17 protein-coding genes are annotated in these 12,397 nt (G+C 60.5%); 7 read left to right on the plus strand and 10 right to left on the minus strand.

Translation table 11 applies throughout. The features are described from left to right. Positions 1-9: 9 nt before the first annotated feature. Positions 10-309 carry a DUF736 domain-containing protein gene (locus ACZYHG_RS34145; RefSeq protein ID WP_464614884.1) on the minus strand — a complete coding sequence of 100 codons (300 nt, stop codon included), beginning with the start codon at positions 307-309 and terminating at the stop codon, positions 10-12. 181 nt (positions 310-490) lie between these two features. On the opposite strand from ACZYHG_RS34145, the gene ACZYHG_RS34150 reads away from it, so the two are divergent. Continuing rightward, positions 491-838 carry a hypothetical protein gene (locus tag ACZYHG_RS34150; protein ID WP_464614885.1) on the plus strand — a complete coding sequence of 116 codons (348 nt, stop codon included), beginning with the start codon at positions 491-493 and terminating at the stop codon, positions 836-838. A gap of 103 nt (positions 839-941) precedes the next feature. Here ACZYHG_RS34150 and tnpC read toward each other — a convergent pair whose 3' ends face one another. From tnpC to tnpA, 3 genes are read right to left on the minus strand one after another with little or no spacing between them, the layout of a single operon-like run. Further along, the gene (tnpC, locus tag ACZYHG_RS34155; protein WP_464613071.1) at positions 942-2,513 is read right to left on the minus strand and encodes an IS66 family transposase; all 1,572 of its coding nucleotides are present in this window, start codon (positions 2,511-2,513) and stop codon (positions 942-944) included. 54 nt (positions 2,514-2,567) lie between these two features. Further along, the gene (gene tnpB / locus ACZYHG_RS34160; protein WP_464613070.1) at positions 2,568-2,921 is read right to left on the minus strand and encodes an IS66 family insertion sequence element accessory protein TnpB; all 354 of its coding nucleotides are present in this window, start codon (positions 2,919-2,921) and stop codon (positions 2,568-2,570) included. Then, positions 2,902-3,354: an IS66-like element accessory protein TnpA gene (gene tnpA / locus ACZYHG_RS34165; RefSeq protein WP_464614636.1), complete on the minus strand. Its 453-nt coding sequence runs from the start codon at positions 3,352-3,354 to the stop codon at positions 2,902-2,904. The genes tnpB and tnpA overlap by 20 nt, the downstream gene beginning before the upstream one ends. Before the next feature lie 49 nt (positions 3,355-3,403). Between tnpA and ACZYHG_RS34170 the strand changes: the two genes are divergently transcribed. The 4 genes from ACZYHG_RS34170 to ACZYHG_RS34185 all read left to right on the plus strand — a co-directional run bounded on the left by ACZYHG_RS34170 (position 3,404) and on the right by ACZYHG_RS34185 (position 4,775). Then, positions 3,404-3,718: a hypothetical protein gene (locus ACZYHG_RS34170; protein WP_464614886.1), complete on the plus strand. Its 315-nt coding sequence runs from the start codon at positions 3,404-3,406 to the stop codon at positions 3,716-3,718. A gap of 293 nt (positions 3,719-4,011) precedes the next feature. After that, positions 4,012-4,224 (plus strand): tyrosine-type recombinase/integrase, encoded by a 213-nt coding sequence (locus ACZYHG_RS34175; protein WP_464614887.1) that lies wholly within the window; start codon positions 4,012-4,014, stop codon positions 4,222-4,224. Positions 4,225-4,279: 55 nt separating this feature from the next. Further along, positions 4,280-4,438: a hypothetical protein gene (locus ACZYHG_RS34180; RefSeq protein ID WP_464614888.1), complete on the plus strand. Its 159-nt coding sequence runs from the start codon at positions 4,280-4,282 to the stop codon at positions 4,436-4,438. Continuing rightward, positions 4,425-4,775: a thermonuclease family protein gene (locus ACZYHG_RS34185; protein WP_464614889.1), complete on the plus strand. Its 351-nt coding sequence runs from the start codon at positions 4,425-4,427 to the stop codon at positions 4,773-4,775. The genes ACZYHG_RS34180 and ACZYHG_RS34185 overlap by 14 nt, the downstream gene beginning before the upstream one ends. Positions 4,776-4,852: 77 nt before the next feature. Here the strand turns inward: ACZYHG_RS34185 and ACZYHG_RS34190 are convergent, their stop codons facing one another. The 3 genes from ACZYHG_RS34190 to ACZYHG_RS34200 form a co-directional block, all read right to left on the minus strand. Continuing rightward, on the minus strand, positions 4,853-5,128 hold the full coding sequence (locus tag ACZYHG_RS34190) for a WGR domain-containing protein (RefSeq protein ID WP_464614890.1): 276 nt from the start codon (positions 5,126-5,128) through the stop codon (positions 4,853-4,855). Between the two features lie 210 nt (positions 5,129-5,338). Next, positions 5,339-5,680 (minus strand): hypothetical protein, encoded by a 342-nt coding sequence (locus ACZYHG_RS34195; protein ID WP_464614891.1) that lies wholly within the window; start codon positions 5,678-5,680, stop codon positions 5,339-5,341. Continuing rightward, complete coding sequence (locus tag ACZYHG_RS34200; protein WP_464614892.1) at positions 5,677-6,369, minus strand: nucleotide-binding protein; 693 nt, start codon at positions 6,367-6,369, stop codon at positions 5,677-5,679. Before ACZYHG_RS34200 ends, ACZYHG_RS34195 begins: the two co-directional genes overlap by 4 nt. A 328-nt stretch (positions 6,370-6,697) precedes the next feature. Between ACZYHG_RS34200 and ACZYHG_RS34205 the strand changes: the two genes are divergently transcribed. Further along, complete coding sequence (locus tag ACZYHG_RS34205) at positions 6,698-7,108, plus strand: hypothetical protein (protein ID WP_244493981.1); 411 nt, start codon at positions 6,698-6,700, stop codon at positions 7,106-7,108. After that, positions 7,105-9,363, plus strand: a complete 2,259-nt coding sequence (locus ACZYHG_RS34210) for a relaxase/mobilization nuclease domain-containing protein (RefSeq protein WP_464614893.1) — start codon at positions 7,105-7,107, stop codon at positions 9,361-9,363. Before ACZYHG_RS34205 ends, ACZYHG_RS34210 begins: the two co-directional genes overlap by 4 nt. Before the next feature lie 133 nt (positions 9,364-9,496). Here ACZYHG_RS34210 and ACZYHG_RS34215 read toward each other — a convergent pair whose 3' ends face one another. From ACZYHG_RS34215 to ACZYHG_RS34225, 3 genes are all read right to left on the minus strand, one after another. Continuing rightward, positions 9,497-9,778, minus strand: coding sequence for a helix-turn-helix domain-containing protein (locus tag ACZYHG_RS34215; protein ID WP_464614894.1), 282 nt, complete (start codon positions 9,776-9,778; stop codon positions 9,497-9,499). After that, positions 9,775-10,098 carry a type II toxin-antitoxin system RelE/ParE family toxin gene (locus ACZYHG_RS34220; RefSeq protein WP_027054595.1) on the minus strand — a complete coding sequence of 108 codons (324 nt, stop codon included), beginning with the start codon at positions 10,096-10,098 and terminating at the stop codon, positions 9,775-9,777. The genes ACZYHG_RS34215 and ACZYHG_RS34220 overlap by 4 nt, the downstream gene beginning before the upstream one ends. Positions 10,099-10,318: 220 nt before the next feature. Next, positions 10,319-12,367, minus strand: a complete 2,049-nt coding sequence (locus ACZYHG_RS34225; protein WP_464614895.1) for a type IV secretory system conjugative DNA transfer family protein — start codon at positions 12,365-12,367, stop codon at positions 10,319-10,321. Between the last annotated feature and the right edge of the window lie 30 nt (positions 12,368-12,397).

Here is a 12,397-nt window from a genome sequence, read left to right on the forward strand (position 1 = left end):
TGGTGCTGGTCAGCGTGACCAGATGAGCTTGTGCTCGCCCTTGTCACCCTGGACGAGGGATGCGTAGACCGGGGCCGTGAAGGACGGATCGTCGAGCTTGAGCGAGAGGTATTCGGCGCCCGATTCCCGGGCGGTCCGGCTCCAGCCTGCTCCGAACTCGACACCCGTTGCTGTGACGCGGAAGTCGGGTGCGCGGTCGTTGTCGCGGTCGCAGGGCTTGATGGTGGCCTTGACGTTGAGGGTTAGGGTCTTGATGGTGCCTGCGTATGCGCCGGTTTCGTCGCGGGTGAAGGTGCCGATCTGAGCCATTGTCGTATCTCCTGAGGTTGTTCGAAGCCGTCCGATGCGGCCTCGATGGCGGTCGACAGGCGACGGATTGGACGGAATGCATCCGCAGGACCGCAGCGTTAGCGAAGGACGGCGGCAGCCGAGCTTGTTGGCTCGCGAGGAATGACCGCTTGCGGTCAGGGGAAGAAGGTCGGCGGAGCCGTTGCAGGCCAAGGCCGGACCGGCGCCAGACCAGCCCAAAAGAGAGGCCGTATGGGAGACTTTCGCGCCGTCAGCAGAGAACGACGTGAATGATCGATGTCTCCTCATCAGCATGATCAGCGCCGCCGCGGGTGCATCACCACACCCGTCGTCGCAGCCGCCGTCTCCCGATGCACAAGACACGCTGCGGGTGCCTCTTTTAGCAAACCCAGGGGTGATGCTGGAAAAGCTGCCCGCCGACGCTGGAATGGCTTTGAAACCTCCGATTTGTTGCTACGCGCCGGACTTCCCCGGCGTCAACAAGCAAATCGAGGAAATCAGAAATCAGCGTGACAAAGCGAAAGTATAGATATCGCCGCAGTGTCGATGTTCGGATCAACTGTAAGCGCTCATTTCCATGCGCGTTGACGCGGCCCGTTTGACCGGGGTCGCTGTCGGCCAGTTGCATCGGATCAAGTAGCGGCGGTTTTGGCGAAGTTGAATGGCAAGAGATCGGTGATGTCGGCATTGTCCGCGCGCTGCGGCAATTCCGTGAGGACGTGGCGCAAATAGGCCAAGGGCTCGATGCCGCAAGCTCGGCATGTCAGCATGAGGCTGTAGACGACGGCACTGGCCCTGGCTCCGTCCACAGTGTCGCTGAACAGCCAACTCTTTCTTCCAGTGGCAAAAATCCTGATGTCGCGCTCAAGCAGGTTGTTGTCGATCGGCATCCTGCCGTCTTCGGTGTAGCGCGTCAGGTACTCCCACTGGTTCAGGGTGTAGGACACGGCGTCGCCGATCTTGCTGTCGGGCAGGACCTTCGGGGCTATGTCGTCGAGCCATGCCTTGAGAGCGTTCATGATGGGGACGCTGTGTTGCTGGCGGAAACGGCGGATGCATTGATGTCGCGTTTCGCCCTTGTCCGGCTTTTCGTTGCGCGTCTGGCTTTCAATCCGGTAGAGCTGTTCGAAGAACTTCAGCGCCTGCTCCGGCGGGCCGCCGCCTTTCTTTCTGGTCTTCAGTGCATCGACGAAGCGACGTCTGGCATGGGCCATGCACCCCAGATGGGTCGCTCCTGCCAGCGTGCGCCAGGCGGTATAGCCATCGCTCATCAGGATGCCGCGGTAATCACCGAGGAAGGCCTGCGGATAGATCTGGCCGCGGCCGGGCTGATAGTCGAGCAGCACGATCGGTTCGTCGCTGTCCTCTCCACTCCGATACGCCCACATGAAGGATGTGCTGGTGGCTTCCCTGTCCTTTTCCTTCAGGACCTGGACCGTCGTCTCGTCACCATGGATGAGCGGTTGTGACCGAAGCCGCAGCTTCAGTGCGTCATAGATGCGGGAGAGATGCTTCTCGCTCGATCCGATCACCCAATGCCCCAGAGCGCCGCGGCTGACGGGCACGCCGGCTCGCTCGAATGCCTGGCTCAAGCGGTAGAGCGGCGTGCCATCGACATATTTGTGGACGAGCGCGAAGGCCAGCGTCGAGGCCGTGGCGATGCTGCCCGGCAAGGGCTGCGCGGGCATCGGGGCAATGACAACAGGCGTATTGATGCCGGTCCGGTCGCAATGGCGGCATGCATACTTGAACCGCACATTCTGCAGGACCTTCGCCTTCACCTCGATATGGAGCTGCTCGGTGACGGCCTCACCCATGCGATGCATCTGGTGGCGGCAGCAAGGACAGGCCTTCTGACCGTCGGCAAGGTCATACTCGACGCGCTCGCGCGGCAGGTGTTCCGGCAGAGGCTTGCGGCCACGCTTCTTTCCCTCCGGCTTTTCGGTGGACGGAAAGCCGGTGTCCGGCAGGTCGACGACATTGCCATCTTCGCTGCTGGCGTCGTCTTCATCGGCAATCTGTTCGGCTTCATTGAAGAGGCGATCAACGTGCTTTTCGCTCTTCGGCGCAAAACGATGCAGCCGCGCTAGCGCCAACTCTTCCTCGAGCTTGGCCACGCGTTCTGCGAGCTGGCGGTTCTGCGCCTGCAGCGCAGCAATGCGCGCCATCAACTCCTCAACAGTCGGTTCGCCAGGTCGATTCATCGTAGTTTTGAATCTGAACCGCACCGACGCGTCAACCGCACAATTCGGGAGCCGTCAGCCCGCAACCTGATATTGCCGCACCGGATGGCGCACCATTGCATCGATGTCGATGCCGTCGAGAATCCAATGGAGCTGCTCGGTCGTCAGCGTAACCACCGCCGTCTCCCGGCGTGGCCATCGGAACCTGTCTTCGGTCAGCCGCTTTAGAACCAGCATGAAGCCGGACCGGTCAAAGAACAAGAGTTTCATCCGGTCGCGACGGCGATTGCAAAAGGCAAAGACCGCAGGCGCAAACGGGTCGAGCTCCATCACCTCCTGAACCAGGACCGCAAGGCTGTTGATGCCGGCGCGGAAGTCGATCGGTTCGCGATGCAGGTAGACTGTCAGGTCAGCGCCCAGTCTGAACATGACCCAGTGCTCCGATGATCGCCGTCAATGCATCCACATCACCGCATTCCAGCGTCAACTTCACGCCGTTCGGCAAAGACGCGCTCACCTTGGCTGGGAGTGGCGACGACTTCGACAGCCGCTCTTCACCACGCGTGGCAGGCCTCTCTACCGAATTGCCCTGCATAGGCAGGCTGTACTCCGCGGCGACGCTGACTTGAACTGGAATGAACGCCGACGGCGCAGGTGGCGGCAAAGCAACGGCGTCTTTGGTCGTCTTTATCCACTTCCGAAGAAGGTTGGCATTGATCCCATGTTCAAGCGCAAGTCGCGATACCGACACGCCAGGCTCAAGGCAGGCCGCAACGAGCCGCTCTTTTGACGCCGCGTCGTACCGCCGGCGGCCGTTACGCAAAATTCGCCTCACCAGCAGTTTCTGTTCATCGTCCTCAATCACGTGGTGTCCACCTCCAAAGTGGACACTTCATGCCAAAACACGCTCAATGGAAAAAGGTGCAGAGAAATTCGCGCTTTCGATCAACTGGCTACTGCCGCATGTTGACGGGTTCAAGGAGTGGCTTTCTCAGCAGAATTATTCCCCCGCACCGATCGTCGAGGTGGTGCGTCTACTGGCACTATGGGGTGACTGGGTACGAGCGACCGGTTTCGACATTGGCACGCTCGCGGTTGGCTTCTGTGCATCGGCGTCGGTGTTCCAGGGCAGCAAAAGCGCGCGCGCTCCGCAGGGTGCGGCCGCTTATTTGCGCGAGAAAAACATTCTGCCTGCAGAGCTGCACACGTCGCTGGAGGAGACCTAGCCAGCACTTGCCGCGTTCCGGTTCTGGATGAAGGAGCAGCGTGGTATCAAGGATTCCACGCTCGATACCTATCAGCCAATCTTGATCGACCTTCTGTTGTCGCTCGGCACTGATCCAAAGGTTTATACGGCGACCGCGATGCGTGGCTTCGTGCTCGACCGCGCGAAACCGCATGGCCGCGCTCGGGCTCAGGGTATCACTGTCGCAACGCGCGCCTACCTCAAATACCTTGTGGCGATCGGGCAATGCCCCGCTGGCCGGGAATATGCGGTTCCGAGCTTGCAAGCTGGCAAATGGCAACGACACCGCGCTTCCTTGGGCAAAGCGATATCGACCGGCTCCTTGCCGCTTGTGATGGCGAAGACCGGTTACGTGATCGCGCCGTCTTGCTGCTCTTGGCTCGGCTGGGTCTCAGGGCGAGCGAGGTCGCCAATCTCACCTTTGGTGACATCGATTGGAAGCATGGTCGAATAACGCTTGATTTAAAAGTGGAGCGGTTCCGATAGGATTGTGGACTTTCCGTGTATTTTGGGGCGCATTCTTGCGCCGGGGAGAAGGGGCTTGGAGAAATCCCGCTATAATGATCGGTCGAGCCCGTGGCGCAAGCTTACTGGCGCAGGACGCTCGCTCGTACGGCGCTGGGCCGGCGTGCCGATGCGGCTGGTCTTCGTGACCATGGCTGCGGCTTTCGCTTTGGTGACGCAGTTTGTCATGCATTAACAGCGGATCGCTGCCGGAAATCAATCTGCAGAACTTAATCAAGCCGAGGCCGGCAGCAATTGCTGGGATCGCATCTGTGATCGACGGCGACACGATCGAGATCCATGGCCAGCGCATTCGCTTCAATGGTATCGATGCACCGGAGTCAGCACAGCAGTGCGACGACGCCAACGGCTTCCAGTACCAATGTGGCGCCAAGTCTGCCGCCGCTCTCGATGCCTTTCTCGCCGCCTCCCGAGGGGTCTTGGGCGCATCCACTACACCAGTGGACGGACAACGCGGCATCGAGCGCAACAGCTCCGAAATCGTTGTCGGCGCCGTCGAATTCCCCGCTTGACCCAAGCGCGACAGCTCCAACCAGAGCGAGGACACGAACGACTTCGCCTGGCTCCCGTCGCCCCAGCGGCTACCCTGTCAACCAGACGGGATCGCTTCTGCGCGTCGGGCGGATCGCGGCTGATAGCCGCGCATCCGCTTGGCGCGCAGCAGCGCGAGGAAAAGTTCGACGGCTTCGCCCTCGGTATCAAAGGAGTGCTGTACCGTGCGGCCGGTGGTTCCGATCCGACCCCAACGCCGGACCAGGCAGGTCTGGCCGAACAGGGTCTCCTCGATCGACAGCGCATAGAAGCGCGCCATGTTCCGATCCGCGTCGCGGCGTTCGATACAGAGGCGATAGAGCTGCGCGATCATTGCAGACAGAATCGCGCAGCCGGACGCGCGCGTCCAATGAATGGTTTGAATCAGCAGACGCGGATCGATTCGCTTTGGTGATGGATGGAACCGAACGTCAGTCGTTCAACAGCGTCTTTGATGGCCCTTCCCGGAGAGATGTAGCCAATCCACGTTGGCCCGTATCGTGCGCGGTTGGTCGTAACGATCGACGCTGATGGACGCGTCTGGCTACTTCGGCTGCCGGGCAAGGAATTCCGTTATCAGACCCTGAACCACCTCCTGCATGGTTGTCCTGTTGCGCGCGCAATGGACCTGCAGCTCGATCATCTGCGAGACCGGAATGCGCGTGTGCAGCCGGGCTGTCCCGCCGTCTGCCTTTGGCCTTTCTATCTTCGCTTTCGCCTCTCTGGCAGACCGGGTTCTCGTCTGCTGCTCCAGGTTGTCCGTTTCGCTGATGCTGGATTCCACTATGGCAGCCATGTTGCGCGAGAACGGATCATCCGAACGGGCACGCGGTTTCAAGGCGGGCAGCGGCAATTGGTTTGCGGTCCGACCGCTTTTCTCGTTCATTGCGGGGTGGCTCCGTTCAGTTTGCGGATGATCTCGGCGGTCAGGGCATTCGTCTGGTCGCGAGCATCCTGCACGGCCTTGTTCACAGGCTGGACTTCGTAAAGCGTCCCGGCGGTTGCGATTGAGGCGAAGGTCGGCCGCTGCGACAAAAACGTCTCAAGCACGCTGGCGTCGGCCTGCCGCAGCAGCTGGATCGCCGTGCGAAAGGCCATCGTGTTGTGCTCGATCCCCGAAACCATGTTGAGCATCACCGCGTAAGGAATTTTGCGGTGGCGCCCTCCAAGCGAGCGGATGTGCCGGATCAGACCGAGGCATTGCTTGACATCGAAGACGTGCGCTTTCGTCGGAATCAGCACGAAGTCGGCGTTGGCGACGGCCGGGCCGAGTGCGGCCACGGCCGTGCCCTGGACATCCACCAGCAGCAGGTCCTCGGCGTCGGATTGCGCCAGTCGATCGATCAGTTCGTCGGTCGAGCCGATGGGGATGACGTCGATGTTTGAAAGAGCGTACCCGGCGCGGCGACTGTTTTTGCTCCACTCCACCGCGGACAGTTGCGGATCGGTGTCGAGCACCGTCACCCGATGACCGGCGGCGGCGAATTCGCCAGCGAGCAGGATGGTGGTCATGGTCTTGCCGACCCCGCCTTTGGGAGAGGCCACTGTGATTTGCACCGCGCGTTGTTCCGGCATTGTTTTTTCCCAATGTTCGCGTTCGACTTTGGCGTCAAGGCACATAGGCGATTTGGCGCCAAAGTGACTTTCTTGCATTATGCCTATGCGCCGATGCAGCAAAGTGCGAAGGCACATAAGTGCCTATGTGATAATATGAATTTGCGCATCGGTGCAATATTCCGTGATGCATAATTGGTTCTGGACTAGCGAGTCATCGGATCAGTATAATGTGGTATGGTGAATTGACAAGATACGCAATTTGGGTCCAAATTGGCTGAGCAGGTCGTCGCTTCGCTTCGACCTGGACCGTCTTCGACGTGAGGCCCATCCGCCATAGCGAGGAATTTTGGACACCAGCGCCGCCCACAAGGACACTCGAAAGCGTTCCCGGATCGATATCGGGCCGGAGGCAGGCGCGCTCCTGGATGAGGCCTGCAAGGTGTTCCAGCTTGACCGAGCGGAGACGTTGCGGCGCATTATCCGGGCCAGCCTGGATGTCGGTCCCGCTCTGTCAGCTGAGAATTCACGCACTGTCGCCGCGTTGGCCTCGCAAGTCCGGATGGTCGGCCGAAACCTCAGCCAGCTTCTCCATGCCATTCATTCCGGCCACGCTGCCCCCATGGAGGCGGCGTTGCCGATATGGGAAGCGCTGGATGAGAGGGTGAAAGCTGTCGACGCCGAATTGACGGCGATGACGATCGCGCATGGCCTGAAACTTCGGAAGGCGGCGCATCTGCTGGATGGTGAGGGCGCGTGAACCTCGACCAGTCGTCCATACAGGCCATAGCCGATCGGATTCGCGCGAGCGCGGCGAACCGCAAGCGCCGGCATCGGGCCATGTTGTCCTTTGCTGGAAATGACGATGATTGGTTGCTCAAGACGGTTCGCGGCCGGACAGGGGAGGGCGGTTTCGGGGCAAGCCAGCCACCTGAACCGCCCGTGCCGCGTTCGTCTCCCGGGGAGCTGGAACCGCCGCTCGGTAAAGCCGGGCGACTAAACCTCGCCCTGCCAGCGAAGCGGCGGAAGCTCGCCGGCGGACCTGCACCGAGGGCCGCTGCCGACAAGCTGGCGGCCGGGTATCAGCCGGCCGTTCTGAAGGTGATTTCCTACGGGCATGGCGTCACAAGGGCAGCCGCCATCAGTCAATATATCCAGAAGGAGGGCGTCGCGCTCGAGACGCATGACGCGCGTATCCTGGCAACGCAGGAAGCCGTTGCCGAAGAAATGAAACTGTGGGGCAAGGGTTTCGACAAGCGGCGGGAGAGCGAGGATGTGGCGACGTTTCGGCTTTCGCTGGCAGGGCAGGAGAATGCCGAGCGCCTTTCACAGGCAGTTCAGGCAGGTTTCGCCGGCCACGGTTTCGCCTATCGTATCGACACTCTGCAGGACGGATCGAGCGTCGCGCGCGTCGTCGCGACCATGGCCGGACACAGCGTCGTGCGGGGTGAGAACGGGAACGAGAAGGTAAAGCATCGGTTTCACTTTTCCGATCGACGCCAGCAGGATCGCCAGTTCTCGGCACCGACCCGGGCCATGATTGCCTCGCGGATCTCCGAGGCGCTTGGGGTCAAGGAGGATACCGTTTCGGTGAAGCCAATTGGGGAGCCCAGCCACGGCAAAGCCGGTGTCGTGTTCCAGCTCGCGCGCCTTACCCATGACGGAGCGGCGATCGGCGCCGACGGCGCCGCGATCGCGTCTGAGGAGGCGGTTCGGCAGACCGCACAGTCCTGGGACAAGACCCTGAATTCCTACAAGCCTCGCGACACCATGCACATGATCCTGTCGGCCAAGGCGGGCGAGGACAGGCAAGCTCTGGTGAGGGCCGCACGTGGGTTCCTGCATGAGCAGTTCCCCAATCACAAATTCGCCTTCGGCATGCATGCCGATATGGCGGAGGAGGGCGGCCATATTCATGTCCATGCCATCGTCGCCGTGAAGGGTGAGGACGGTGAGCGATTGCGACCAGGTCCGGCCCAGCTTCGCGAATGGCGCGCGCTCTATGCCCAGCACGCACAAGCGCAGGGCATGAAAATCGTCGCGACTTCCGCGGCCTATCGAGCGTCATCACAAAGCTATGGTCCGCGCGACAAGGCGATTGTGGCCACGGCCGAAAAGCCGCGGCCGGGCAGGGAGGCGCGTGACCGCGCCTACGCCCGTGCAAACCCGCACGTCATCGAGAAAGCCCGCCAGCGGATCGACTACGCGAAGGCCAACCCGATAAAGATTCCGATTTCGGTGCGCCAGCTGCAGGCCACCCACGCAAGCCTTCGGGACTGGCACTCGGTTGCTGCTTCTCAGCCGGATAACGCGATAGCGAGTCAATTTATTGATCGGATGACGCAAGCTTTCCGATCCGGTACTGTTGTGGTTGCTATTCGAGATGGAAAGGGTGTTCAAATGAGTTCAGATGCCACCGCGGACCAGATGCGGGAAAACCTAAAACAGATCAACGAGACCGTTAACAAGACAGCGGCCATGATGAACGGCCAGACGAAAGCGGAGTTCTTACGGCGCGCAGCGCCCACCATGGAGCTGCTTGCGATCCGGACGGATCTCAAATCCCTGCAGGAAGGTGGCGTCACGCATGTCAGTGAAGACCAGGCCCATCGGATTGCCGGCGCGCGCGCCGAAGCTTTGATCCATCGCGCCCAGGAGATCGAGGCGGCTGAGCGGCTTGAGGCCGATCGCGCTCGCGAGATCCGTAATCGCGCCATCGAGCAGGAGATCCGCGACGAACGAGCTGGATCGGCTGATCCGACCTCGCTTGAGCAGGTTGCGCAAGACCGCGAAATGGTACGCGACGCCGAAAGCATCGCTGCGAAGGAAGCTCGTGAGGCACAAGCCGCAAGCGAAGCCGCGCGCGTATTGGCGCAGAATCCTAACGAGCGGCTTGATCCCGAGATCGTCAAAGGCGAACGGCTCGAAGAACTGCAGCGCCTGCAGTCGAGGAGCATCAACACCGCTCCAGTCGAAGGCGAAGAGCCGGATTCACAAAAGCCGCAAAAGCAGTAGTTGCCTCGTAATGCGCCACTGCGTGGGCTCGTTGTTCCCTAAGCCGGGCTCTGGCAGCGGCTCCGTCCGGCACATCCTCGCGTCCAAACGCAAAATGTACTCCGAGGAAAGACGAGGATTAGACACCTCGTGATTATGCAACCTCCTTCACCCGGATTTCTATATCCAGGTGAGCGGAGGCGGCGATGTTGACGAGGGCGTCAAGCGAGAATTTGGCGAGCTTACCGCGCAGCAGATCATTGGTGCGAGGGCGCGTCAGACCGAGCCGCTTGGCGGCTTCCTCCTGAGGAATGCCCCAACGCTGGACTGCCTTACGGATTTCGTAGAGCAGCGCCGAGCGCGCCTTGAGGTTTGCTGCCTCTTGTTCGGTGTCCGCCAGGGCGTCCCAGACGTTCTCATAGATTTCTACGTTCATCGTTCTGCCTTCCATCGTTTTAGCCGTTGAGCCGCCAGATCGAGGTCTTTTTTGGATGTGGCCTGTGTCTTCTTCTGGAACGCATGAAGCACCAAAACGCGGTCCTCCAGCGTTGCCAGATAGATGACGCGGAACGCTCCCGATGCCTCCCGGACTCTGATTTCCCTGACGCCGGCCCCCACGATCTGCATAGGCTTCCAGTCGTCGGGATCGTCGCCGCGCTGGACAAGTTCGAGCTGCCAGCCGGCCTCTATCCGCGCATCGTCAGGAAACGCTCGAACATCCGCTCTGCTGCTTCCAAGCCATTCAATCACCTTCATCGGGGTGCACTGTATCGGTTTTGATACATGTTGGGTAGAGTGAAAATCAATCGCATTTTACGGACCAGCAATCAGCTCACGTCCCCACCCAGAACCGGGAGGCGCAACGAAACGGTTCGATGCGCCCGCCATCGGATTAGGGACGCTTCGTCTTGTTCTCACACTCGACATAGGCACTGAAGACACAAATCGCTCATTTGTATTCAACTGAATTCACGTCCTAGCGATCGCCGTGACGTCTAATTTGATCCTGCAGCGCCTCAAGAGCGGCTGACGGTACCCCGTCGACATCTCCGCTATCCACTGACGGTGACAGGGAAAGAGCGCCGGCCTCCACGTCCTGATCGAGCGATGCGAGCAGCGCGGCGATCGACGTGGACTTGTTTCCCGGCCGGACTTGGAATTGCAAGACACTCGCCTTGCCTTCAGACGCACTCGGGTCGGACGCCTTTGATGCTGCCGGCGCCGATCGCCGGCCAAGGGTGGGAAGGGGCCGCGCCGCATCATCCGCCGTCTGATCGGTCCGCTTCGGCTTCAACTCCGGAACTTCAGCGGCGACCTCGCTCTTTGCTTTAGCCTCACCGCCCGTTGGACGGCCTGAGCTTGGCAGCGCCTTTGGTGCGTCCGCGCTGTCGCTCTTTACTTTCGGCTTTAACGCGACGGGATCAACCCTTTCAGCCGCCGCACCAGTCGCAGGCGACACCGCATCGGCATAGGCTGTATCGCCTGAAACCGGTGCTTCGACGGTATCGGGTTCCCCCAACTCGAAAGGTGCCGCCGGCGCGTTGTTAGCCGCCGCTTCGACCTCCGCCATGGAGCGCAGCGGAAGATCCTGCCATCGTGAGAGAGGCGGAACCTTCAAGCGCCGGTGCCGAAATTCCTGATAGGTCGCCTTATAGGGAGCGTCCTTATAATAGGTGATCTTGCGCACCATGAAACCAGGGGGGCTCGAGCCCAGAACCACGGCCTGCTTCGCCGGCATTTGCCGAAGCTCCGCCGCCGTCCGGAACGGCCTTTCCTGATAACTTAAACTCTTGTCTCGGCCCCCAAATATACCTTGACCAGCCCTGATGATCGCTGTGGGCACCTCGATCGTGGTCGGTCCCAGCATTACAGAGACATGTTCCGAGGTCTCCACGTCGTTCATGCGGATGAAAAGCTTCACCTGGCACGCGGTCACCGTGGTCTGCCGCGTCGCTTTTCCATAGACTTCGTCAAGCTGGGCTAGATCCTGCAGGATCAGAACCATGCGAAAGCCATAGCCCGCGTTGATCGCCAGCTTGGAAACGATAGACTCCATTTTGCCGAGCTGGCGAAACTCGTCGATCATCACCAGGACCTGATATGGCTCGTCAGGGCCTGGCGAGGAAGCCATCAGCACATCATGGATTTGCTGAACCAAGAGTTTGATAATGGGCCGGAACACGTCGAGCTGCGCCACGGAGCAGCCGATGAAGAGAGCCGTCGGGTCCTTGCGAAACTTCGAGATATCGAAATCGGTCGACGCCGTAGCGGCTGCAACGAGATCATTGGTCCAGGGGTTGAGAGCCGCCGTCAGGTTGAAGTAGGCCGAGTTTCGCGTTTCCTTTTCCAGCGCAATGAACTGGTTGAGCCCGTGCACGACCCACGAAGGCAGATATTTTTCCTCGTCATTGCGGATATTCGTCAGCACCCTGAGAAAATCCACGCCGGTCGAAAGAAGCATCGCGACGGCGCGCAAATGACGCTGCCCCTCATAGCGTGGTGACGTCAGCACATAGCCTATCATGGCCGAAAGCAGCTGCCGGCCGGCGCGCGCCCAGATCTCGGAACTTCCTGTCGCCTCGGGGATGATGAAAGAGGAGACCACCGCGCAGTCCGTCGGCATGCGAGCATCGCGCCGGATGAAATCCAGCGGATTATAGCGATGCGAATCCTGCTCGCCGGGCGAAAAGAAAAAGACCTTATCGCCGAGAGCCTGCCGGTGCGCACCGAACGCCTCGAAGTTCTCTCGCTTCGGATCGAACCACACCGAGGATCCTCGCCACATATAACCGTTCGGAATGACAAAGCTGACGCCCTTGCCGGATCGGGTCGGCCCGACCACCAAGACGTGCGCGGGCTCGTCCGAGCGGATCGTCGCCCCACCCATCTTGCCGAGGATCAAGCCTTGCTTTGCCAGCAGGTTTTTCCTTTCGGCGTCCATGATTGTGCCGAACCGCGCATCGCCGTAGTGCTTTGGCCTGCGATTGATCAGGCCTGCAAAGATCAAGCCGACGCCGATCGCCACGACAACCGCGACCGCGATCGCGCCCCGGAT

Source organism: Mesorhizobium subarcticum (assembly GCF_055456085.1).

Excerpts from the sequence above, each read along its gene's own strand:
- ACZYHG_RS34190 (WP_464614890.1), bottom strand. The coding sequence starts at position 5,128 with ATGATCGCGCAGCTCTATCGCCTCTGTATCGAACGCCGCGACGCGGAT.
- tnpB (WP_464613070.1), bottom strand. The coding sequence starts at position 2,921 with ATGTTCAGACTGGGCGCTGACCTGACAGTCTACCTGCATCGCGAACCG.
- ACZYHG_RS34220 (WP_027054595.1), bottom strand. The coding sequence starts at position 10,098 with ATGAAGGTGATTGAATGGCTTGGAAGCAGCAGAGCGGATGTTCGAGCG.
- ACZYHG_RS34145 (WP_464614884.1), bottom strand. The coding sequence starts at position 309 with ATGGCTCAGATCGGCACCTTCACCCGCGACGAAACCGGCGCATACGCA.
- ACZYHG_RS34195 (WP_464614891.1), bottom strand. The coding sequence starts at position 5,680 with ATGAACGAGAAAAGCGGTCGGACCGCAAACCAATTGCCGCTGCCCGCC.
- ACZYHG_RS34200 (WP_464614892.1), bottom strand. The coding sequence starts at position 6,369 with ATGCCGGAACAACGCGCGGTGCAAATCACAGTGGCCTCTCCCAAAGGC.
- tnpC (WP_464613071.1), bottom strand. The coding sequence starts at position 2,513 with ATGAATCGACCTGGCGAACCGACTGTTGAGGAGTTGATGGCGCGCATT.
- ACZYHG_RS34175 (WP_464614887.1), top strand. The coding sequence starts at position 4,012 with ATGGCAACGACACCGCGCTTCCTTGGGCAAAGCGATATCGACCGGCTC.
- ACZYHG_RS34170 (WP_464614886.1), top strand. The coding sequence starts at position 3,404 with ATGGAAAAAGGTGCAGAGAAATTCGCGCTTTCGATCAACTGGCTACTG.
- ACZYHG_RS34215 (WP_464614894.1), bottom strand. The coding sequence starts at position 9,778 with ATGAACGTAGAAATCTATGAGAACGTCTGGGACGCCCTGGCGGACACC.